General features: G+C 34.9%; 17 protein-coding genes. 7 read left to right on the top strand and 10 right to left on the bottom strand.

The genetic code is table 11. The features are described 5' to 3' along the window. Window positions 1-331 precede the first annotated feature (331 nt). Window positions 332-973: a response regulator gene (locus ACLBWW_RS24235; protein ID WP_000590680.1), complete on the bottom strand. Its 642-nt coding sequence runs from the start codon at window positions 971-973 to the stop codon at window positions 332-334. Between the two features lies 1 nt (window position 974). Continuing rightward, window positions 975-2,798, bottom strand: a complete 1,824-nt coding sequence (locus ACLBWW_RS24230) for a GAF domain-containing sensor histidine kinase (protein WP_048541706.1) — start codon at window positions 2,796-2,798, stop codon at window positions 975-977. A 406-nt stretch (window positions 2,799-3,204) separates the two neighbouring features. Between ACLBWW_RS24230 and gerKA the strand changes: the two genes are divergently transcribed. Genes gerKA through gerKC form a run of 3 tightly spaced genes read left to right on the top strand, consistent with a single transcriptional unit; the run spans window position 3,205 to window position 6,899 of the window. Continuing rightward, window positions 3,205-4,707, top strand: a complete 1,503-nt coding sequence (gerKA, locus tag ACLBWW_RS24225) for a spore germination protein GerKA (RefSeq protein WP_000138673.1) — start codon at window positions 3,205-3,207, stop codon at window positions 4,705-4,707. Continuing rightward, entirely contained in the window at window positions 4,688-5,794 is a 1,107-nt protein-coding gene (locus ACLBWW_RS24220; RefSeq protein ID WP_048541703.1) for a GerAB/ArcD/ProY family transporter, read from the top strand. Before gerKA ends, ACLBWW_RS24220 begins: the two co-directional genes overlap by 20 nt. Further along, entirely contained in the window at window positions 5,775-6,899 is a 1,125-nt protein-coding gene (gene gerKC / locus ACLBWW_RS24215; protein WP_048541701.1) for a spore germination protein GerKC, read from the top strand. Before ACLBWW_RS24220 ends, gerKC begins: the two co-directional genes overlap by 20 nt. Before the next feature lie 32 nt (window positions 6,900-6,931). Here the strand turns inward: gerKC and treC are convergent, their stop codons facing one another. The 3 genes from treC to treR all read right to left on the bottom strand — a co-directional run bounded on the left by treC (window position 6,932) and on the right by treR (window position 10,885). Beyond that, entirely contained in the window at window positions 6,932-8,593 is a 1,662-nt protein-coding gene (gene treC, locus ACLBWW_RS24210) for an alpha,alpha-phosphotrehalase (RefSeq protein WP_048541699.1), read from the bottom strand. 13 nt (window positions 8,594-8,606) lie between these two features. After that, entirely contained in the window at window positions 8,607-10,034 is a 1,428-nt protein-coding gene (gene treP / locus ACLBWW_RS24205; RefSeq protein ID WP_048541697.1) for a PTS system trehalose-specific EIIBC component, read from the bottom strand. A gap of 140 nt (window positions 10,035-10,174) precedes the next feature. Continuing rightward, complete coding sequence (treR, locus tag ACLBWW_RS24200) at window positions 10,175-10,885, bottom strand: trehalose operon repressor (protein WP_048541695.1); 711 nt, start codon at window positions 10,883-10,885, stop codon at window positions 10,175-10,177. Window positions 10,886-11,334: 449 nt separating this feature from the next. Here treR and ACLBWW_RS24195 point away from each other — a divergent pair, with 449 nt between their 5' ends. After that, window positions 11,335-12,732, top strand: a complete 1,398-nt coding sequence (locus ACLBWW_RS24195; RefSeq protein ID WP_048541693.1) for an amino acid permease — start codon at window positions 11,335-11,337, stop codon at window positions 12,730-12,732. Window positions 12,733-12,763: 31 nt separating this feature from the next. Here the strand turns inward: ACLBWW_RS24195 and ACLBWW_RS24190 are convergent, their stop codons facing one another. Both ACLBWW_RS24190 and ACLBWW_RS24185 read right to left on the bottom strand, forming a co-directional pair. Next, the gene (locus tag ACLBWW_RS24190) at window positions 12,764-14,467 is read right to left on the bottom strand and encodes a putative bifunctional diguanylate cyclase/phosphodiesterase (RefSeq protein ID WP_048541691.1); all 1,704 of its coding nucleotides are present in this window, start codon (window positions 14,465-14,467) and stop codon (window positions 12,764-12,766) included. 490 nt (window positions 14,468-14,957) lie between these two features. Next, the gene (locus ACLBWW_RS24185) at window positions 14,958-15,293 is read right to left on the bottom strand and encodes a hypothetical protein (RefSeq protein WP_046957341.1); all 336 of its coding nucleotides are present in this window, start codon (window positions 15,291-15,293) and stop codon (window positions 14,958-14,960) included. Window positions 15,294-15,680: 387 nt separating this feature from the next. Here ACLBWW_RS24185 and ACLBWW_RS24180 point away from each other — a divergent pair, with 387 nt between their 5' ends. The 3 genes from ACLBWW_RS24180 to ACLBWW_RS24170 all read left to right on the top strand — a co-directional run bounded on the left by ACLBWW_RS24180 (window position 15,681) and on the right by ACLBWW_RS24170 (window position 20,118). Beyond that, complete coding sequence (locus ACLBWW_RS24180; RefSeq protein WP_048541688.1) at window positions 15,681-17,210, top strand: cardiolipin synthase; 1,530 nt, start codon at window positions 15,681-15,683, stop codon at window positions 17,208-17,210. A gap of 127 nt (window positions 17,211-17,337) precedes the next feature. Beyond that, entirely contained in the window at window positions 17,338-18,231 is an 894-nt protein-coding gene (locus tag ACLBWW_RS24175; RefSeq protein WP_000892965.1) for an ATP-binding protein, read from the top strand. Window positions 18,232-18,234: 3 nt separating this feature from the next. After that, window positions 18,235-20,118 carry a vWA domain-containing protein gene (locus tag ACLBWW_RS24170; protein WP_048541687.1) on the top strand — a complete coding sequence of 628 codons (1,884 nt, stop codon included), beginning with the start codon at window positions 18,235-18,237 and terminating at the stop codon, window positions 20,116-20,118. A 42-nt stretch (window positions 20,119-20,160) separates the two neighbouring features. On the opposite strand, the gene ACLBWW_RS24165 is transcribed toward ACLBWW_RS24170, so the two are convergent. The 3 genes from ACLBWW_RS24165 to ACLBWW_RS24155 all read right to left on the bottom strand — a co-directional run bounded on the left by ACLBWW_RS24165 (window position 20,161) and on the right by ACLBWW_RS24155 (window position 22,189). Next, window positions 20,161-20,583, bottom strand: a complete 423-nt coding sequence (locus tag ACLBWW_RS24165; protein ID WP_048541686.1) for an NUDIX hydrolase — start codon at window positions 20,581-20,583, stop codon at window positions 20,161-20,163. After that, the gene (gene pyrE, locus ACLBWW_RS24160; protein ID WP_048541684.1) at window positions 20,570-21,112 is read right to left on the bottom strand and encodes an orotate phosphoribosyltransferase; all 543 of its coding nucleotides are present in this window, start codon (window positions 21,110-21,112) and stop codon (window positions 20,570-20,572) included. Before pyrE ends, ACLBWW_RS24165 begins: the two co-directional genes overlap by 14 nt. Window positions 21,113-21,223: 111 nt before the next feature. Beyond that, window positions 21,224-22,189, bottom strand: a complete 966-nt coding sequence (locus ACLBWW_RS24155) for an L-threonine 3-dehydrogenase (protein WP_000723143.1) — start codon at window positions 22,187-22,189, stop codon at window positions 21,224-21,226. Window positions 22,190-22,201 lie beyond the last annotated feature (12 nt).

Genomic DNA, 22,201 nt, shown 5'->3' with positions numbered 1-22,201 from the left:
TAGCATTGGCAATTCTATCAACCTTGGATCTATTTAAAAGGATCAAAAATCTCCAACACTACTACCGCCATCCCCACACTTCTAATCTTCTTTCTATAAAAGCCCCCATAAATTGTTTCCAACTACAATGATTTACAACATGAATTATTAGTAGCTTTAAGCAATAATTCTATTTTTATTATTCCACATTCTAACTTTTCTGAAAATTAAACGAAAGGCGTATCTTTTTTCTAATGATTCTATGTCTACATAGTACAAAAGAACTATCTTGCTCTTTATTCTTTGTAATATAGAATAAAGAAACACGATAGTTCTTTTAAACATCTCTTATTTAATCCAACGGAACCAATTGATTTCGAACAGCATAAATCACCGCTTGCGACCGACTTTTCACATTTAGTTTTTTAAAAATTTTATTGATGTGAATTTTAACTGTTTTATCACTAATATACAGAGCTTCAGCAATTTCTTTATTACTAAGTCCTTTTACTAATTCAAAGAGAATTTCCTTTTCACGTTCCGTCAGTTCATTTTCATTTGATTCTACTTTCATTTTTTGCTGATGATATGTAATTAATTTTTTAGTCATACGCGGATGAATAACTGAATCGCCTCGATATAACATCCGAATTGCTGCTACTACCTGCTCCGATGATGAATCTTTCAATAAATACCCATCAGCACCAGCTTGAAGTGCATCCATTAAATACTCATCATGCTCATACATTGTAAACACAAGTACTCGGCAATTCGGATAATTTTTTTTCACCAACTCTGTAGCTTCAATACCATTTTTCCCAGGAAGATTAATATCCATCAAAATACAATCTGGTCTGCATTCTTCTACTTTTTCCAATACTCCGTCCCCAGAGCTAGCTTCTCCAACCACGTTCATATCAGATTCATCCTCTAGTATGCTCCGAATTGCGTCTCGTAAAAAAGCATGATCATCCACTACTAATATTTTAATCATTTTACGCACCCCTTGTTTGTGAATCTGGAATTAATAGTGTAATTTCTGTCCCTTTCCCTACAGAACTATCAATCTGTAAAGTAGCCCCTAATTGTTCAGCTTGTTCATTCATATGTAATATACCATAATGTGGCTCATTCTTCGTTTTAACCATAGACTCAAATAGTGAAAACCCAACCCCATTATCCTTAACCCTTAAAAGCACGTGCTCACTTTGATAGCTAAGTAAAACATCAGTCTTGTCTGCTTGTGCATGTTTTACAATGTTTTGCAAACTCTCTTGTAATGTATCAAAAATAGCTCTTTCTTTTGAAAAGCTAAGCGCACGTGCATGACCTCTTTCATGATATGTAATATCTAGTTCATATTCTTGTTTTAAAGACTTTATTTTACTTGCTATCGCCTGCTTTAGCCCTAATTGTTGTGTCGGATATGGTTTTAAAGCATAAATAGAATAGCGAACTTCTCCTAAGCTTCCTCTTAAATCTTTTATACTTTTCTCTACTATTTGTTGCATATCTATTGGTTTATCACGATATTTTTTCTGTGCGGATTCTAGTTGATATATCACCCCTGCCAATGTTTGCGCAATACCATCGTGAATTTCGCGTGCGATTCTATTTCTTTCTTCTAAAATCATTCTTTTTTCCTGTTCAGAAATCAATATCCTTGTTTTAACTACGTTAGCTAATTGATTAGAAAACGTAGCTAAAGACTGTACATCTTCCGGGAAAAAACCCGCAGTTCTACTTTTCCCTGCAACAAACATTCCGACTAGTTCATCATTTACAATAAGAGGAAAATATACAAGGGAGCGTATGACACTATCAAATATTTCATCTCCAGGAGCCGTACCAGTTTTCCAATCATTAAACACAAGATTTTTAGAGATTCCCTCAAACTTTTCCGAATGATCAGAAATATCAAGACGGACTTTCCCATCTTTTAATAGAAGATTCCAGTTTCCATCATCTTTTGTCCATATTCCATATGCTTGTATGCCAAAAAAACCTTTAAGTGCTTGTTTAATATGTTTCAGGTTCCCTCCGGTTAGTCCACGACTAATTTCTGTCGTAATAAGAAACAGCTCATATAATCGTTCCTTCTCCATCCTTATCCGTACAGAAAAAGAGCTAATAACTGAAATTGCTACAAGTGGAAAAAAGAAAAAAAGTACTGTAATCTCATTTACTTCCACACTATATGTACTAATTAATACATGCATCAAGGCCGCATAAGAGAAACCAAAAGTTTCGCAAAGGAATACCGTTACAGTTTTTTTATACCACTGATAGATTGAATATGGCTGTGGAAGGAGTATCATTAACAAATCGTAAAAGCGGTTGTTGAAAAAACAAAAAAACACGCAAAATAATAACAAAGATATTAAATTTTCATACAGAACTGACATATCTATATTGTTAATTAATAAGTGCATACATTTATTTGAAAACCATTCGGCCAAGATCAAACTAAGCGCATGCTGAGTACTATTAAATAACATTCTTTGTATTGGTGAACGACGATGCAGGTGAATAATTAACGTTACGAGTACAATAGCAATAATAGTTATATGGATTCCAAACTGCCAACTCATAGCGTAAATTATGGGAAAGGTAAGCGAGCTCGTTCCTCTCCAAAATCGTACAGGAAAATACTCTGCAATCCCCATAAATATTAATAACAATATTAGTATTGTTAAATGAGAAGGGATTTTAATTTCAAGTAAAGATATAGTTATAGTAATCAAACCAAGAAAAGAAATAAAATAAAGATAAGAACTAGCAATCTTTTCTCTCATAAAGATAGAATTTACATCCTTCAAAACAACCCCTTCTTTCTTTATAAAACTTCATTTTCTCTATTATCCAATAAAAAACCGGCACTGGCAAAATGGAAGAACCTCCACTAGCCAATCACCGGCTGTGTACTGCCCCTAAAAAGGCAAGACACAATACTATTATTATAAATCGCTTTTCTTAAATTTCCTATTCATCGAATGATGTAATTATATGTGCCGCTAGGTTTACCCTCCTATAGTACAAAAGATATATATTAATATTGCCAATCTAATATACGCTTTCTTCCCATTCTCCTAATTTTCATTTTCTTTAAGTATAGAAGATAAAAAAACAGAATTTTCAATCTCTCACCCGAATAATCCAAGCATAAATTTCTCACAAACAACAAAAATTAACTGAAGTGACTTTATTCTAAAAGAGGTGGAAATTATGACGGAGCCTAAAGAACAACAAGAGAGTAAAAATCAAAAGCATATGTTTCCATCACTTCCGGAGAACATTAATTACATTGAAAACAAACTTTCCCATTCAGACGATATAAAAAAATTAGATATCCCTTTTCAAAATGGAAAAGGAACAATTATATATATCGAATCTTTAGCAGACCCAAATTTAATTCATCAATTAGCTCTTGAACCATTATTAACTCGATCGGATCTGTCTTTAGATAAAGCTTTTGCCACATTAAATATGAAAAAAGAAACAAATTTAAATTATGGTGTGCAGCTTTTATTACAAGGTAAATCTTTATATTTTCATGAACACGTCGACAGTTTTTGTATTTTCGAAACAGCTCTATCTTTAAAGAGAGATATAACAGAACCTGATAATGAAGGGATTGTCCGTGGACCGCATACTGGTTTAGTAGAAGATTTAGCAACCAATTTAGCTTCTATTCGTAAACTCATAAAAAGTCCACATGTCGTCGTTAAATATTTCACACTCGGTGAAGAAATGCATACGAAAGTGGCAATTGCTTATATGCAAAATATAGCGAATGACGATTTAGTTACAGAAGTAAAAAGAAGGTTAGAAACGATTAAGACAGATGCACTTATGCCTCCAGGATATATACAAGAATTTATAGAGGATACGTCTTTCTCACCCTTTCCGCAACAATTAAATACAGAGCGTCCAGATAGAGTCGCAGCAAATTTAATGGAAGGACGAGTTGCTATTTTATCTGATGGAGATCCAACTGCACTTATCGTTCCTGTTACGTTATTTGCTTTCTATCAATCACCAGATGATTATAATAACCGCTGGATTGTCGGTTCTTTCATCCGAATGATTCGCTTAGTCAGTTTCTTGATTGCCTTTCTCTTGCCCGCTATATATATCGCAACAGTTGCTTTTCATCCTGATGTGTTGCCGCTCGAACTTGTTTATACGATTAAAGCTTCATTAGAAAAAGTGCCACTTCCTCCTATTTTTGAAGCTCTCTTAATGGAATTAATCTTTGAATTATTACGGGAAGCTGGTATTCGCTTGCCAAGCCGAGTTGGACAAACAATCGGTATTGTAGGTGGTTTAGTAATTGGTGATGCAATTGTAAAAGCCGGTCTCGTTTCTTATACAATGATTATCGTTGTAGCTTTAACTGCAATCTCATCTTTTCTTGTTCCATCAAATGATATGAGTTCCGCAGTTCGGATTCTTCGTTTTCCATTAATGCTCCTTGCTGCCATATTCGGCTATGTAGGAATATCATTCGGTCTCATTATAACTTTCGTTCATTTATGCCAGTTACATTCATTTCATACCCCATATCTTTCTCCTGTTGCTCCGATGCGGATAAAAGATATGAAAGACTCTTTTGTACGACTACCAATTTGGTCGTTTTGGGAACGACCACATGATTCAAAACCGAAAAAAATGCAACGACAACATGTAACGAGAGAGGATGAGAACGGTGACAAACACGCAAAGTAAAATTTCACTTGTTCAATTTACCTTTTTCGTTATTCAATGCCAAATCGGAGTTGGTATACTTTCTCTACCAAACCGTCTTCACCCAATAGCGAAAGGTGGCGGATGGATTTCTGCTCTCATCGCTGGTCTTGCAATTCAACTTATTATTTTACTTATGTGGCTTTTCTTAAAACGATTTCCTGATGCAGATATGTATGAAAGTGTTTGTATGCTATTTGGGAATAAGTTTGGAAAACTATTAGGTTTTGCTTATGTTTTTTATTTTACCCTTATCGGTATGACGGTTATGTTAAATGCTTGTAATGTCATTAAAGTTTGGATATTACAAGCAACTCCTTGGTATGCCACCCTCATGCTATTTACAATAGCTTGTTGTTACATAGCTTATAATACGTTCAAAGTCATCGTACGGTTTTACGTCATGGCTTCTATTCTCATTTTACCAATGGCTCTTTTAATTGCCCTAGGGCTTACACGAGCTGATTTTTCTTACATTTTTCCAATTACAGAAGCCGGATGGTGGAATATTATTCAAGCATCAAAAGAAACCATTACAGCTATGTATGGTTTTGAGATTATTCTTATCGCTTTCCCAAAAGTAAACGGGAGTTCTGTGGCAAAACTGAAAGCAATTTCTATCGCTAATGGATTTGTAACTCTTTTTTATACTTTTACTGTTTGGATTTGCTTTATCGTATTTAGTCCAAAACAAGTTGAACTTATTCCAGAGCCAGTTGCTTACTTATTGCGTTCTCTACATATTGGGATTATAGACCGAACCGATTTACTATTCATCCCAATATGGATGATAACTGTTGTAGCTTCTATTGCTAGTTATTACTGTGCTGCTTCTATAGGAATTGGACATATCTTCAATCTGGCTAATCATAAAAAGGCTGTTCCAATCGTTGGTATTATTGCTTTTAGTGTAGCCCTATTTATAGATACACCTGAAGAATTAAAATTAATTGCAACTTTTACTGATAAGTTCACGTATATTTTCATAGTTGTCCTCCCTCTTTTATTTCTACTTTATTCAGTAATAAGGAATAAGAAAGGAGAACAGTATGTTCCAAAAAAGAGTTAAATTACTTTTTATATTATGTACTAGTGCATTCCTTTCTGGCTGTTGGGATCAAGAACCATTAAGAGAAGCGAGATTAGCTTATAGCATTGGATATGATATTACGGAAGAAAATAAACTTCAGCAAACGCTTGAACTCGTAAAAAGTTCAAGCGGAGAGCAATCTTCATTCGAAAATGAAATACATTCAGCAACCGGGCATAACATAAGGGATACAAGCGATGCCCTAAAAAAAAATGTGACTGGGAATATTCGCTATTTCAAATATGGTGTTCAATTACTAGGAACCAAAATTCTAAAAAAAGGTATACTACCCTATTTAGATGTCAGCTTTCGTGACCCAACAAACCCAACTGCTTTAGTAAAACTTATTGCAGTAGATGGTGAAACGTCCGAGATACTCGAAAAAAAGAAAGTAGGAAATTTACTAATTGGAGATTTTCTAAAGAAAAAAGTGAAAAGCTTAGAAGATATGAGTGTATTTCCAAAAGAAACTTTAGAAACAGCCGCTACAAAAATGTTAGATCCCGGTAAAGACTTTACCCTCCCGTCTATAAAAATAAAAGGAAAAGAAGTAATTACAAACGGGTTAGCTTTATTTAATAATGATAAATTAACTGGGCATTTACCTTTGAAACAATCTGTTTTATTCGTATTATTAACCGGAAAAATGGGAACAAGTGCCCGTATAACCCAAAAACTTACTAGCGATGAATCAGAGAAGACATCTGATTATTTAACAATGGAAATTAGCAATCGAAAGTTAAAGCGAGACTTAAAAATAACAACAGATAAAAAAGGAAATGTATATGCTCACATTAAGCTTCAACTAAAAGTTATAGCCCTTGAGGCTCCAAGAGATAATATTTACAAAATGGAAGAAAGAAAAAAATTAAATAAAAAATTATCTAAACAACTTACAAAAGAAGCAAAACAAATAACGAACAGGTTACAAAAAGCAAATTGTGATGCTTTCGGTATCGGCAGACACCTTATCGCTTATCACCCTGACTTATGGAAGAAAAAAAATTGGAATAAAGATTATGCAAAAGTAAAATTCAAACCTGAAGTAGAAGTAAACATTTTGTATAGTGGTGTCTTAAAATAAAAGGTTGTATGCCACGCGGGCATACAACCTTTTTATTTCGTATATCGATATACAATTGATTCATATGGTCTTAAGTTAAGTTTTGTAATATCCTTGCTGGAATCTTTATAATTCGACAGTAGTACTTCTTGCTTCATTCCATCTAATTGAACATGAGCTGGTACAGAGTACGTTATTTCTTCTCCATAGAAGTTATTGATAACGAGTAATACCTCGTCATTTACAGTACGTGTATATGCCCAAACCTTAAGATGATTTTCATCTAAAATAGCATATTTCCCTTCTGTAATTACATCATACGTTTTTCTAAGTTCTATTAACTTTTTATAATGATAAAATACAGATTCTTTATCTTCTAATGCTTTTTCTACATTAATCTCTTTATAATTCTCAGCAACTGAAATCCAAGGTGTACTTGTTGTAAAACCACTGTTCACCTTTTCATTCCACTGCATCGGAGTACGAGAGTTGTCACGAGATTTTTGTTTTAAAATCCCGATAATCTCTTCTTTTGATAATCCTTCTTCTAGCTTTATATCGTGTATATTTAACGATTCCACATCGCGATATTGCTCGATGGACTCGAATTTAGGATTCGTCATACCGATTTCTTCGCCTTGATAAATGTAAGGTGTTCCTTGCAACATATGCATAGCTGTCGCTAACATTTTCGCAGATTCATTTCGGTACTTTCTATCATCACCGAAGCGTGACACTATGCGAGGTTGGTCATGATTACACCAGAACAACGCATTCCATCCTGCGCCCTTTTGCATTTCAATTTGCCAATTAGACATAATCTCTTTTAATTTAATGAAATCAAAATCAGCTTGCGTCCACTTATCTCCATTCGGATAATCTACTTTTAAATGATGGAAACTAAACGTCATACTTAATTCATTACGCTCAGGGTTTGAATATTTAATACAATTATCAATTGTCGTAGATGACATTTCTCCAACTGTAATTACATCTTTCCCTTCAAAAACATTTCGGTTCATCTCTTGTAAATATTCATGAACGCGCGGGCCATCTGTATAATATTTACGCCCATCGCTTGTCGCCGTACTTCCGTCATCATTTAAGAACTGTTGATCTTTTGAAATTAAATTAATAACATCTAATCGGAATCCAGTTACCCCTTTATCAAGCCAAAAACGCATCATATCATATACTTCTTCACGAAGTTTTTTATTTTCCCAATTTAAATCAGCTTGTGTCTCATCAAATAGATGTAAAAAATATTGCTCTGTCTTCTCATCATATTTCCAAGCAGACCCACCAAACTTAGATTGCCAATTATTTTTTTCATCACGCCAAATATAGTAATTACGATATGGACTATTTTTATCTTCCTTCGCTTCCTTAAACCACTTATGCTCCGTAGAACTATGATTTACAACAATGTCGAGCATAATTTCAATGTTACGTGCCTTTGCTTCTTCTAAAAGCTCTTCAAACTCTTCCATCGTTCCGTAAGATGGATCAATACTGTAGTAATCACTTACATCGTATCCATTATCATTTTGTGGTGATTGGTATATCGGTGTTAACCAAATATAATCTACTCCGAGTTCTTTTAAATAATCTAGTTTCTCTGTAACTCCTTTTATATCACCGGTTTCTTTATTGTAATAGCTATTAAAGCTCTTCGGATAAATTTGATAAACTACACTTTTATGCCAATCCTTCATGTTTAACTTCCTCCTACTTCTGTTTTACTCGTTTTGCAAATAACCATGTTAACGTAAATGGAATTACAACCGCGATAATCATTCCTACAATAAACATTGGAATCGATTTCGGAATGATAGAAATAAATGCTGGTAATCCGCCAATTCCGATAGCAGGTGCTAATACACCATTTAACGTAATAAATATAGCTGCAATAGCCGATCCTATAATCGCTGCATAGAACGGGAATTTATTTCGTAAGTTTACACCAAACATAGCTGGCTCTGTAATACCGAAATATGCTGAGATTGCTGATGTAGATGCCATGCTTTTATCATTTTGATTTTTAGAAATCCAGAACATCGCAAGTGCCGCACTACCTTGCGCAATGTTAGAAAGAGCAATCATTGGCCAAATGAATGTACCACCGTGCTGTGCAATTAATTGTAAGTCAATTGCAATAAACATATGATGCATACCTGTAATTACAAGCGGTGCATATAATGCTCCAAACAATACTGCTCCAACTACTGGTACTGTTTCATATACACCTACTAATCCAGCTGTTAATAAATCTCCAATATGACGTGTAACTGGACCAATAATTCCTAACGCTAACACACCTGTTACGACAATCGTTGTAATTGGTACAACTAATAATTGAATTGCATTTGGTACATGTTTCTTCAAGAAAATTTCCACTTTACTTAATACAAGTGCTGCTACTAAAACCGGTAAGATTTGACCTTGATACCCTACCTTTTCAATTTGAAATAATCCTAAAATATCGAAGTACTCAATCTTTTGTCCATCTAAACCAGTTGCTGCTTTACCATAATCCCACGCGTTTAATAAGGCTGGATGCACAAGCATTAATCCCATAACAATCCCTAATATCGGACTACCACCAAAACGCTTCGTTGCTGACCAACCGACAAGTGCTGGTAAGAATACGAATGCTGTATTCGCCATCATATTAATTAAATCCCAAAGCCCACTTAAGTTTGGATATACATCTAATAAATTTTTACCTTCAAAAAATAAGTCCTTCGCTCCTAATAGATTGTTAATTCCCATTAGTAAACCAGCTGTTACGATGGCTGGTAATATCGGCATAAATACATCTGAAAATACCTTTACAAACTTTTGAACTGGGTTTAACTTTTGGTTTCCAGAGTCTTTCACGTCAGCTACTGTCGCTTCCTTCATACCTGCAAGCGTTATCAATTCGGCATATACTCGATCAACATCTCCTGGACCGATTACAATTTGAAATACTCCAGCGTTATGAAACGCTCCCTTCACTAATGAAACAGACTGTAATTTATCGTTATCTATTTTACTTTCATCTTTTAAAGCGATACGGAGCCTCGTTACACAGTGCGCAGCTTGTTCAATATTGTCTTTTCCACCAATATACTGCAACACTTCCTCTGCTGTTTGACGATAGTCTTTCCCCATATTCCCGTCCCTCTTTTCTTTTTTTGATACCGTTTACAATTACATATTAACTCGTATATATAAGTTAGTCAACACTCGTATATACGAGTTTGTAATTTTTTTATAAAAAAAGAGATGAAACGTTATTTCGTTCCATCTCCTTATTTTCTCCGCGCCACATCCGAAAAATGAAAAATATCTAAACGATGGCGTGATTCTGTATATTCGAACTGACTTCCATCATAAAAATGCGTAAAGTTTTTCACAACGACAACATAGTCTGTTCCATTTAAATCTAAATACTCTCTATCGTCCTCTGTACATGGCTGCACTTCAATTACCCTCTGTGAGTAACTAATATGAAGACCTAATTCTTTCTCAATGTATTTATAAATGGACTTTGCTGCAATTTCACTCGTTAATCCAGGAATATATTCCGATACAAAATGATTAATATCCAAAATTACTTTTTCTCCATCAATATTTCGTACTCGTTTAATATGATCTATTTCTGTTTTCTCTTTCACATTTAATAGCTTTGCAACTTCTTTTGTCGCTTTTACTTTCTCCATTTCCACGACTTCTGTAATACAATGGCGTCCTAAACGTTCATTTTCTTCTTGGAAACTTACAATACCACCAAAGTTGAATTCAATGTTTTTTCGCTTTAAAACAAAAACACCTTTTCCATGTATTTTTTGAACATATCCACGCTCTTGTAATAAATCTACAGCTTTTCTTACCGTACCGCGGCTTGCTTCATACTGCTTCATTAATTCAGTTTCGGATGGGATTTTGCATCCCTCTTTTAATTGCTTATTATCAATAGACTTACTGATTTCTGTATAAATTTGTTCATACTTACTCATCATCTACAATAGCCCCTTGTCACCTTCTAATTCTATATGTATTATACCATGCTACACTCTTCTGCCAATCTCTCACTTATTTTCCAGTATAGGAAAAATACAGGTAAATATTTAATCTCTAAAACGTATTTTTATAAAAATTTTTATATTTTTCTTTTCATTCAAAAAAACATGTAGTATACTAACTTCAAAATCAGAGGAGAAAGGGAGCAAAGAACTATGCTTACTTATACAACAATTGTAGTTACATTTGCACAAAAACATCATCATCATACGTAACCCTTGAAACCTAGCGGAAAAATTACGCGTAGGTACAAGGGTTATTCCCGTTGTACCTACGTTAGGCGAAGAGCCATGTAGGTATTTTTTATCTACATGGCTCTTTTTTTATTGCCAAAAAGCTAGTAAAAAATGATGTTTAAGCAAAACTTACTACAAAGGAGTTAACAAAAATGGAAACGAAAAAATGGGGATTATGGATTTTAACAGCTTTTGTAATCGGAAATATGGTTGGCGGTGGCGTATTTATGCTCCCAGCAAATTTAGCACACGTATCAGGTCCAATGGGTTCTACACTCGCATGGAGTATTACAGGCCTTGGCGTATTTATGATTGCACTCGTATTTGGAAATTTAGCAATCCGAAAACCAGAATTAAAAGCTGGACCACAAAGTTATGCTCAAGCGATGTTCCCTTCAAAAAAAGCGGGTAAAGTTGCAGGATATAGTATGGCATGGGGCTATTGGGCTGCGAACTGGGCTGCAACCGCATCTGTTATTATTTCCTTTGCTGGATATTTATCAACATTCTTTCCAGTGTTACAAAGTAAGCAAATTCTTTTTTCAACGAACGGATTTTCACTAGAACTCGGAAAAGGACTAACTTTCCTCGTATGTAGCCTTATGTTATGGGGAATTCAATATATTCTTTCTCAAAATATTGACCGAGCTGGAAATATGAATCTTCTTGCTACCATTGCAAAAATTATTGGATTTACAATGTTTATTGTAATCACATTATTCATTTTCAATGCCTCTAATTTCGGAGACGGTCAAACATTTATGAATGAAGCAGGACAATCAATTTCGTTAGGTGGACAAATCAATTCAGCTGCTATCGCAACACTTTGGGCATTTATCGGTATTGAATCTGCTGTAATGCTTTCTAACCGCGCAAAATCTCAGCGCGATGTAAAAAAAGCTACCATTTTCGGGTTGATTATCGCTCTTCTTATTTACATGTCAATTACTTTACTTACAATGGGAGCTCTCTCGCAAGATGCTTTAAAAGAATCTCAAAAACCATTAGTAGACGCATTAAATTTAGCAATTGGCAATAAAGGCGCATATATAATGGCTTTACTTGCACTTGTATCTTTATTTGGATCTACAGTTGGCTGGATCGTTGTTAGTTCAGAAGTACCTTACCAGGCAGCAAAGAATGGACTTTTCCCTAAGTTTTTTGCGAAAACAAATAAAAAAGGTAGTCCTTCAAAATCATTATTTATTACAAATGTGATGACGCAAATTTTCTTATTCTCAACGATTTCTGGTACCGTATCAGAAGCTTATAATTTCGCTATCGTTGTAGCAACATTAGCTTATTTAATTCCATACCTTGTTTCTACGCTGTACCAATTCAAATTGGTTATTACAGGAGAAACGTATGATATAATGCCTGGCTCTCGAATAAAAGATGGGATCATTACTACATTAGCATTTGTCTACTCTATTTGGGTTATTAAAACAGGAACTGCTGATTTAAAAACGTTCTTCTTAGGAATTGGATTGTTTGTATTAGGTCTTATTCTTTATCCAGTACTAATGAAAAACTCACAAAAAATAAATTAAAAAAAGAGAAGCTACCAGCTTCTCTTTTTTATTAAAAATCTATAATTAACTTTTCTTTTAACTCCCCTACAGATAAAGGCTTCGCATAATAAAATCCTTGTACGTAATCACAGCCCATAGATTGTAATAAACTTTCTTGCTCTACTGTTTCTACCCCTTCAGCAACTACTGCTAAATTTAAGCTATGAGCAATTTCAATAACAGATTTTACAATCGTTCGCTCTGGCTGTGCATGATCATAATGAAATTCACGAATAAAGTTACGATCAATTTTTACTATATCCAGTGGCAGTTGTTTTAAATAATATAAGGAAGAATAGCCCGTTCCGAAGTCATCTAAAGCAATTAAAATACCCATATTTCTTAATTCTTGTAATGTAGCAATAATATAATCAAAATGGCGAACAGCGATACTTTCCGTTACTTCCAAAATTAAACGATTCGGTGGAAAGCCAGTTCTCCTTAAAATGCTACGTACAGATATGATAAAACGCTTTTGCATTAATTGTTGTATGGATAAATTAACAGATAACTTTAGTCCTTCTTCGTAATCTGGCAATGTTTTAAACAAGCGACATGACTTTTCTAATACCCAGTCTCCTAATTTTATAATAAGTCCAGATTCTTCAGCTACTGGAATAAATTCGCCTGGCGAAATAGGCCCTTCTTCTGTCGAACAACGCGCTAAAGCCTCAATACCGGTATATTTCTTCGTTTTCAAATCAATAATAGGCTGCAGTACCACATCTAATTCTTCATCACGAATTGCCTTTTGCAAAGCGAATTCAATTTTCATTCTACGATTTATTTTCGCACGTAACTCATCTGTAAAGAAACACGCGGCATTTCTGCCTTGTTCTTTCGCACTATACATGGCTAAATCCGAATTTTTCAATAGAGTTTCTACATCTTGTCCGTCTTGCGGATATGCGCACAGTCCTAGACTAGCTGAAATGTATACTTCATGACCTTCAAGCATAAATGGTGCCTGAAAACATGACAACACAGATGTCGCTAACTGCCTCATTTCATCTTGTTTATGATTTTTTGTTAACAGCACAAATTCGTCGCCACCCAGCCTAGCCAGAACGTCTTTCTCTCCTAGCACGTAATGCAACCGTGAAGCAACTTCGCTTAAAAGTAAATCCCCTATCATATGACCTAGCGTATCGTTTACTAATTTAAAACGATCCAAATCAAAGTAAATCATACCAAATTCTTTTTTTCCTGCAATCATCTCGTTTACAGTCGTTATTAGCTGCAATCGGTTCGGTAAACTCGTTAAAGCATCATGATACGCAAGCTCCCTATAACGACTTTCACTTAACCGCAACCTCTGCTCTGCTTCTTTCCTACTACTAATATCATTTCGGATCGCGATAAATTGATACGGCTCTCCTTTTTCATTTAAAAACGGAACAATTGTTGTTTTAACCCAATAATACGTCCCATCTTTTGCTTGATTTCGAATCTCACCTCTCCATACTTTTCCGTTCAAAATACGCTTCCATAGAATTTGAAAAAATGTTTTCGGGTGATATCCTGAATTTAAAATACGATGATCTTTTCCTATTAACTCTTCTCGTGTATATTTGGAGATTTCACAAAACTTATCATTTACATATGTAATAAGACCATTTCGGTCTGTAATCGCAACAATTGAAGACTCATCTAATGCTAACTTTAAATCTCGCAATGAAGAGTCATATAATGCATGACCTCTTTGTTCTAGCATGCGCATCTCTCCTTGCTTCCTATCTGACTAAAACACAACTTGTTTCTCTTCATAGAAATAGAGATATTTCATTTCTTAATAATAGCTATTTGCATTCATCACATTTTGAAATATGCCGATTAAAATAACATAATATTATTTATAATAAAAAGCAATATAATGCCGTTTCCATTATAAATAGTAGTTTCTTATCACTATAATGATCTTATTTTATTATACCTTATTCATTCTCTTACGTTCCTTTATAACTAGCTCTATACGACCATTGTTTCCTAATAATCCCGCTCACATCTAACCCTCTTTACTTTACTAGCGAAATAGAATTCCGAGCACACTATACAACTATTCACGGATAATAATATAAAAGTTAAAATTAGTATATATGTTTTTGAATTACAATAACAAAATATTAACATATTTTCACCTTTATTTTGGAAATATTTTATAAATACTTTATTAAACTAAAAAAGAGGCAAGCCTCTTTTTTAGTTTAATACGGATATGGTATTTGCTGATACCCTGGATATGGAGTTGGATATGGTGCTGGGTATGGCGCTGGATAAGTTACTGGGTACGGTGCTGGATAGTAGCCTCCACTTGCTGCACCCGTTAATGCGCCAGCTGTAAGTCCACCTAACACGCCTCCAGCAAAACTTCCTGGGAAAAATCCACCGCCCCATGAGCCGCCACCCCAGCCCCATCCACCTCCGTGATGGTGGTGATGATCATAGTGATTGTGCCCTCCATGATGGTTATGTCCGCCATTATGATGGTGACCTCCATGATTATGACGATAATACAATCCGTTATTTTCTATATAATTCATTATTCCCCTCTCCTTTTCCATTTTCTTATCTTAATAGGTATTGTATGAATAGTACGGACCTTGTTAGTAACCTATATAATAAGAAGAATCCGTATAATACGAATAACCATATCCTTCGCTTCATCATGCACCTGTTACAAATCCATGATATGGTTATCCCTGTTCCTATATAACGGACAAATGTTTTGTCCCCCCTACACTGTTTATTAACCAGCAAATAGCAGGATAATAACGTAACAATATACTGTATGTAGGACAAATGCGGAAAGCATGGGGAAAATGTCTATATTTTGTAAAAAAAACAAAACACTTTATAATAAGAATGTCGGATTATACCTTTTATATAAGAAGTCTATATTTAAGAAAGATTAGAGGAATTTTATAGAAATGAAGAAGCCTATCGTTCAATTACTATTAATATTTACAATTATATCTATCGTTCTTTTCCTATTAAATACATCGTTTATTTCTTTATATACACTTGTCGGTGCCCTATGGTCTATTACAATCGTAGGAATTTCATTCGTTATTTTCATCGAAAATAGATCTCCTCAAAGCACCTTAGCGTGGTTTTTAGTATTAGCACTTCTTCCCGTTATAGGGGTGCTTTTATACTCTATTTTCGGTCGTAGCCGTTGGAGAAGAAAAAAACATCTCCATCGTTCAGAAGAGCAAAGAAAATTATTCCGTGAAATATTAGAAGGAAGACGAGTAGAGTTATCACTCAAAGTCCCATTAAGTGAACGCTCTGCCCATTTAACAGAAGTCGTACAAAAATTTGGAGGCGGGCCTGCCGCAGATAGAACAACTACAAAGCTTTTAACAAACGGAGATCAAACATTCTCAGAAATTTTGCAAGCTATCGAGCAAGCAAAACATCACATACATATTCAATACTATATTTATAAATCTGATGAGATTGGTACGAAAGTTCGAGATGCTTTAATAAAAAAAGCAAAATCTGGTGTTATTGTACGCTTTCTTTATGATGGACTCGGAAGTAATACGTTAAGAAGACGCTTTTTAAAACCTATGAAAGAAGCTGGTATTGAAATTGTAGAATTTGACCCTATTTTTTCAGCTTGGTTACTTGAAACTGTCAATTATCGTAACCATCGAAAAATCGTTATTGTAGATGGAGAAATCGGTTTTACTGGTGGACTCAACGTCGGTGATGAATATCTTGGCCGTTCAAAAAAATTTCCCGTTTGGCGTGATAGTCATTTAAAAATAGAAGGAAAAGCGTTATATAAATTACAAGCAATTTTTCTAGAAGATTGGCTCTATGCCTCTAGTGGATTGAATACTTATTCTTGGGATCAATTTATGAATAGACAATACTTCCCAGGTAAAGAAATTTCAAGTGCAGAAGGTGCTGTGCAAATTGTAGCCAGCGGGCCTAGCTCAGATGATAAAAGCATTCGCAATACATTATTAGCTGTTATGGGATCTGCAAAAAAATCGATTTGGATCGCTACACCTTACTTTATTCCAGATCAAGAAACTTTAACATTATTACGTTTAAGTGCAATATCTGGCATAGATGTACGCATTTTATATCCTGGTAAAAGTGATAGTATTATTAGTGATCAGGCATCTCAGTCCTACTTCACTCCGCTTTTAAAAGCTGGTGCTTCCATTTATAGTTATAAAGATGGTTTTATGCATGCAAAGATTGTACTCGTTGATGATAAGATCGCGACAATTGGAACGGCAAATATGGACGTACGCAGCTTCGAATTAAATTATGAACTTATTAGCGTACTATATGAATCAGAAACCGTTCATGATATTAAACATGATTTTGAAGACGACTTTAAGCATTCCACTGAAATTAAATGGAACGCATTCCAAAAAAGAAGTATCAAAAAACGAATATTAGAGTCTTTCATGCGACTCATTTCTCCTTTACTGTAAGCAATCAATGTACTATTGATTGCTTTTTCTTTTCCATTTCCCCTCTCTCCTTTTCTTTGCATACCATATTAAAACAAGTTATCATAAGATGTATTACTTTATGAAAATAATGTTAGGTGGGAAATACATGTTAGAACAATTTCATATACATGCTGATTTAAAACAACAGCTCTCAACCATTCACGAAAAAAATAAACAAGAAGCTGGTGAAAACGCACATTTAATTGGAAAGAAAATATATAAAGCATCTGATAACAGCATTATTGAAGATGCTATTACAGCGCTTCTTCTTGGCAAAAACATTCTATTAAAAGGGCCGACTGGTAGTGGTAAAACAGTACTAGCTGAAACTCTTTCTTCTTTATTCCAAAAACCAATGCATAGCATTAACTGTTCTGTTGACCTAGATGTAGAAGGTATTTTAGGATACAACACACTACAAACGAAAGATGGCGCATCTGAAGTTACATTTGTTAACGGCCCTCTTATGAAAGCAATGAAGAACGGTCATTTCCTATATATTGATGAAATCAATATGGCAAAACCTGAAACGTTACCACTTCTTCACGGTGCATTAGATTACCGTAAAATGATTACAAATCCATTTACACAAGAGGTTGTGTATGGCGATGACGAGTATCGTGTAATTGCAGCAATTAATGAAGGTTACGTTGGAACAAGCGAACTAAACGAAGCATTAAAAAACCGTTTCGTTATTATTGAAGTTCCATACATTCAAGGTGACACATTAAAAGAACTATTACTATCTGAATCAAAATTAAATGATGTTGCAACAATTGAAAAGTTCGTTGCATTTGCAAGCGACCTTATGCCTTTAGCTCGTGATGGACGTGTAAGTGAAGAAGCAGCAAGTATTCGTGGCATTATCGACGCATGTGATTTAGGTGTATATATTCCTGTTATGCGTGCAATTGAACGTAGTATTATCGCAAAATTAAACGATGAAACAGAACAAATGACTGTCCGTGAATTAGCAGAAAGTTATTTCTTTGAGGGATAATTCATGAGACAAATTTTTAGTGACAAAAAAATTGATGCGTCGCTGTTTCTACAAATGGAAAACTTAATGTATGCTCTTCTAAAAGAAGACGATGCCTACCTTGAGTATGGCTATAAAGCATACTACGACGAAATTGAAAAAAAGGTTGTCATTAGTCACTTTTGGGATGATCGAAAAGAAGAGGATACAGTAATCGGATTAAAAAGCGAAGTGTTTTTAAAAGCACTTGGTAATAAACATTACTCGGACATGACTTTAATTCGTTCTTATGCGATTGAATTACAAGAATCACCCTTAAAAAAGTTTTTAACACAATTATTTGTTCTATTAGAAGATTTACGTGTTGAGGAAATCGTAAAAGACTTACGCCCTGGCACAAAGCATGTTTTTAAAAGAAGAAAAGAAATGTATCGCAATTACTTTGGTTCACAAAATGAAATCAATCGTGTTCGTAACTATCACGGTGATCGTCTATTTTGTCTCTGCTATCTTTCATTAACGAGCGATAAATATGAAATGTTTAATAATGAATATTTCGAGCAAATTGAAGCAATTTTGCATGAAACATTCCAAGCTCGTAATACAGAAGACATTATGTATATCGTTGAAAAAATTCGCTATCGTTTAGAAGGACTTCTTGAAAGTGATATGCTTAATAATTATTTCGGACATGCTCCGCTTTATTTATCTGTCATTGCAGACGAAAAGAACTGTCGCGTCGAAGATTTAGCAAATGATGATACGCAGCTCATAGATGACGATGAAAATAAAAACAAAATGGATGAAAGTTTCTCCACATGGCATCGTGAAAATAAAAATAACGAAAACGAGAATTTTTTACGCTTTGAATTAGAAAGTGGAACAAAAACAAACATGATGGGCGATACTGCTCGTGAATCAGAAGATGGCGACCAAGCACTTGGTTCTGTACAAGGTACTTCTCAAAAGAGTACACAATCCAACTTTGATGGCGCTGATACAGAAGAAGCAAGAGCTTCACACGCTTCTAGCCAAAACGAGGGTGCATACGGTAAGTATAACGTTGGTGCTTCTCATATATTTAAAGAAGCTCGCAAATCAAATCCTGATGAAAAAAAGGATTACCAAGCTATCAAATCAGTCGTTAATAAAGATGTAAAAGAATTAAAGAAAATTATCGAAAAAACGATTGAAAATAAAACGAATGCAAATAGTGATAAATATTACGGAAGACTTCGTAAGAAATTCCTTCGTATTTATACTGAAAAGCAGCCGCGCATGTTTTATAAAAAAGGACAAGAATCACAAGAACTTGACGTTGCATTCCAACTACTAGTGGACTGCTCTGGTTCTATGTATAACAAAATGGAAGAAACGAAAAAGAGTGTGGTCCTATTCCATGAAGCGTTGAAATCTTTAAAAATCCCGCACGCCATTAGTGGATTTTGGGAAGATGCTTCTAGTGCTAAGCCTGAGGATAAGCCAAACGTTATCCATGAAGTTGTAACGTATAAAAACTCAACGTTACCAAACGTCGGTCCAGAAATTATGCAGCTTCGCGAAGAAGAAGATAACCGCGACGGATATATTATTCGTATCGTTTCTGAAAAACTTGCAAAAAGAACAGAAAAACATAAATTCTTACTTGTCTTTACAGACGGTGAGCCTTCTGCGCTAGACTATCAACAAGACGGTATTTTAGATACGCATGAAGCTGTCAAACTTGCTCGTAAAAGTGGTATGGAAGTAATCGGAATCTTCATCGAAGAAGGCGAAGCAAAAGAAGCAACTTATCAATTAATGAAGAACATTTATAACCATCACTTCTTAGTTGCAAATCATGCTGAAGATTTACGTCTGAAGATTAAACCACTATTGAAAAAGTTATTACTGAAGACGATTGAGTAGAAAAAAACAGGAGCGTTGTCGCTCCTGTTTTTTTCTACTCAATCACTTTGTTTCTGGTTGAAACTTGTATGGAATAGCTACTTCTAATAATGCCTCGAATCCGCCATCGTAGAATGGGAATCGTTCATTTGCAATTGCTCGGTCCACCCACTCTATTGCAGAAATTTCTTCTTCATCTTCCGCAATCAGTTCACCCTTTACTACATTTGCTCGGAATGTAAATAGTATCGCATGATTCCCTGATGCTTCAAAGAATTTTTCATTGATCGCAACAAGTCCACCTGCCACAGCAGTTAAACCTGTCTCTTCTTTTACTTCTCTTATTAGTGCTTCCTCTAATATTTCACCTTTTTCAACAGCCCCACCCGGCAGTGACCAAACGTTTTGTTCTATATTATGTACCATTAATATTTTATCTGTTTCTTCATCATGTATTAGTGCATATACGACGTCAACTCTTTGCATGTTGCTTTTCTCCTTCAATTAACTCATCCATTGTAAATAAAGAATGTAGTTGTAAGCCATCTTCTAATAAGTTGTCTTTTCCCTCTTTCGTTCGTTCAATTACACCTAGAACATGATTTACTTTCGCACCTAGTTCTCTTAAATCTTTCGTGCTTAATAATATTTGACCACCTGTCGTAATAACATCCTCAACAACACAAACATTTTTCCCAGCAATATTAACGCCTTCTGCTAACTTACATGTACCGTACTTCTTCGCTTCTTTTCTTACAAATACAACAGGTATACCTGTTTGTAAAGATAATGCTGTTGCTACTGGAATTCCTCCCATCTCTAAACCCGCGAGTACTTCTGTCTCAGGAGGAATGAGCTCTTTCAATTGTTTAGCAATTTCTAATAACAGTACCGGATTAGATTCAAATAAGTACTTATCAAAGTATTGATTTGATACTTGTCCTGATCGAAGTTTAAATGTTCCCGTTAAACGTGATGTATTGTAAATTTCCTTTGCTAACTCCCATTTCTCCATTGTATCTCTCCCCTTTATGCACAAATTAACTCATTCTATCACATTTGTAATTATTTGTATATTCTCAAATTACAAATAAAAGGGTCGATTCCTAAGAATCGACCCTTCCTGTTAATTCATCACTAACTCAGCTGTGAACTTTTTTTTTAACTTAGCCAACATGTCCGTTGTCATTTTGTCTAAATCGTATTCTGCTTTAAAGCCCCACTCGTTCATTGCTGCTGTTGCATCAATAGAGTTCGGCCAGCTATCAGCGATTGTTTGACGAGCAGGATCTACAGCGTAATCCATTGTAAACGTCGGGATGTGTTTACGAATGGATGCTGCGATTTGCTCTGGCTCAAAGCTCATCGCTGTAATATTAAATGCGTTTCTATGCACAAGTTTACTTGGATCAGCTTCCATTAATGAAATGATCGCTTGTAAAGCATCTGGCATGTACATCATATCCATGTATGTTCCTTCTGCAATGTATGAGGTGTATGTGCCTTTTTTAATCGCCTCATAATAAATTTCAACTGCATAATCAGTTGTTCCGCCTCCTGGAGGAGCTACATAAGAAATTAAACCAGGGAAACGTACACCGCGCGTATCAACGCCAAACTTTTGATGATAATAATCACATAGTAATTCTCCTGCTACTTTGTTTACCCCATACATCGTAGTAGGACGTTGAATTGTATCTTGTGGCGTATTATCTTTCGGCGTTGATGGACCAAATGCACCGATAGAACTTGGCGTGAAAAACTTACAGTTTAATTCACGAGCTGCTTCTAACGCATTTACAAGTCCGCCCATATTTAAATTCCAAGCAAATAACGGATTTTTTTCTGCTGTTGCTGAAAGTAAAGCTGCTAAATGAATAATTGTATCTACTTCATTACGCTTTGCGATATCATGTAGTTTTTGTCCATCTGTTACATCTAACGTTTCAAATGGACCAGACGTTACTACTTCACTATCTGTTTCACGAATATCTGTTGCAATAACATTTGATGCACCGTATACATCACGAAGTTTCATTACTAGTTCAGAACCAATTTGCCCTAAAGAACCGGTTACTAGAATTTTTTTCATTTTCCCCACTCC

This window comes from Bacillus sp. M5A3_1b (assembly GCF_053345335.1).
The sequence above is the reverse complement of the archived record's forward strand: the minus strand, read 5'-3'. Positions and strand labels throughout refer to the sequence as shown.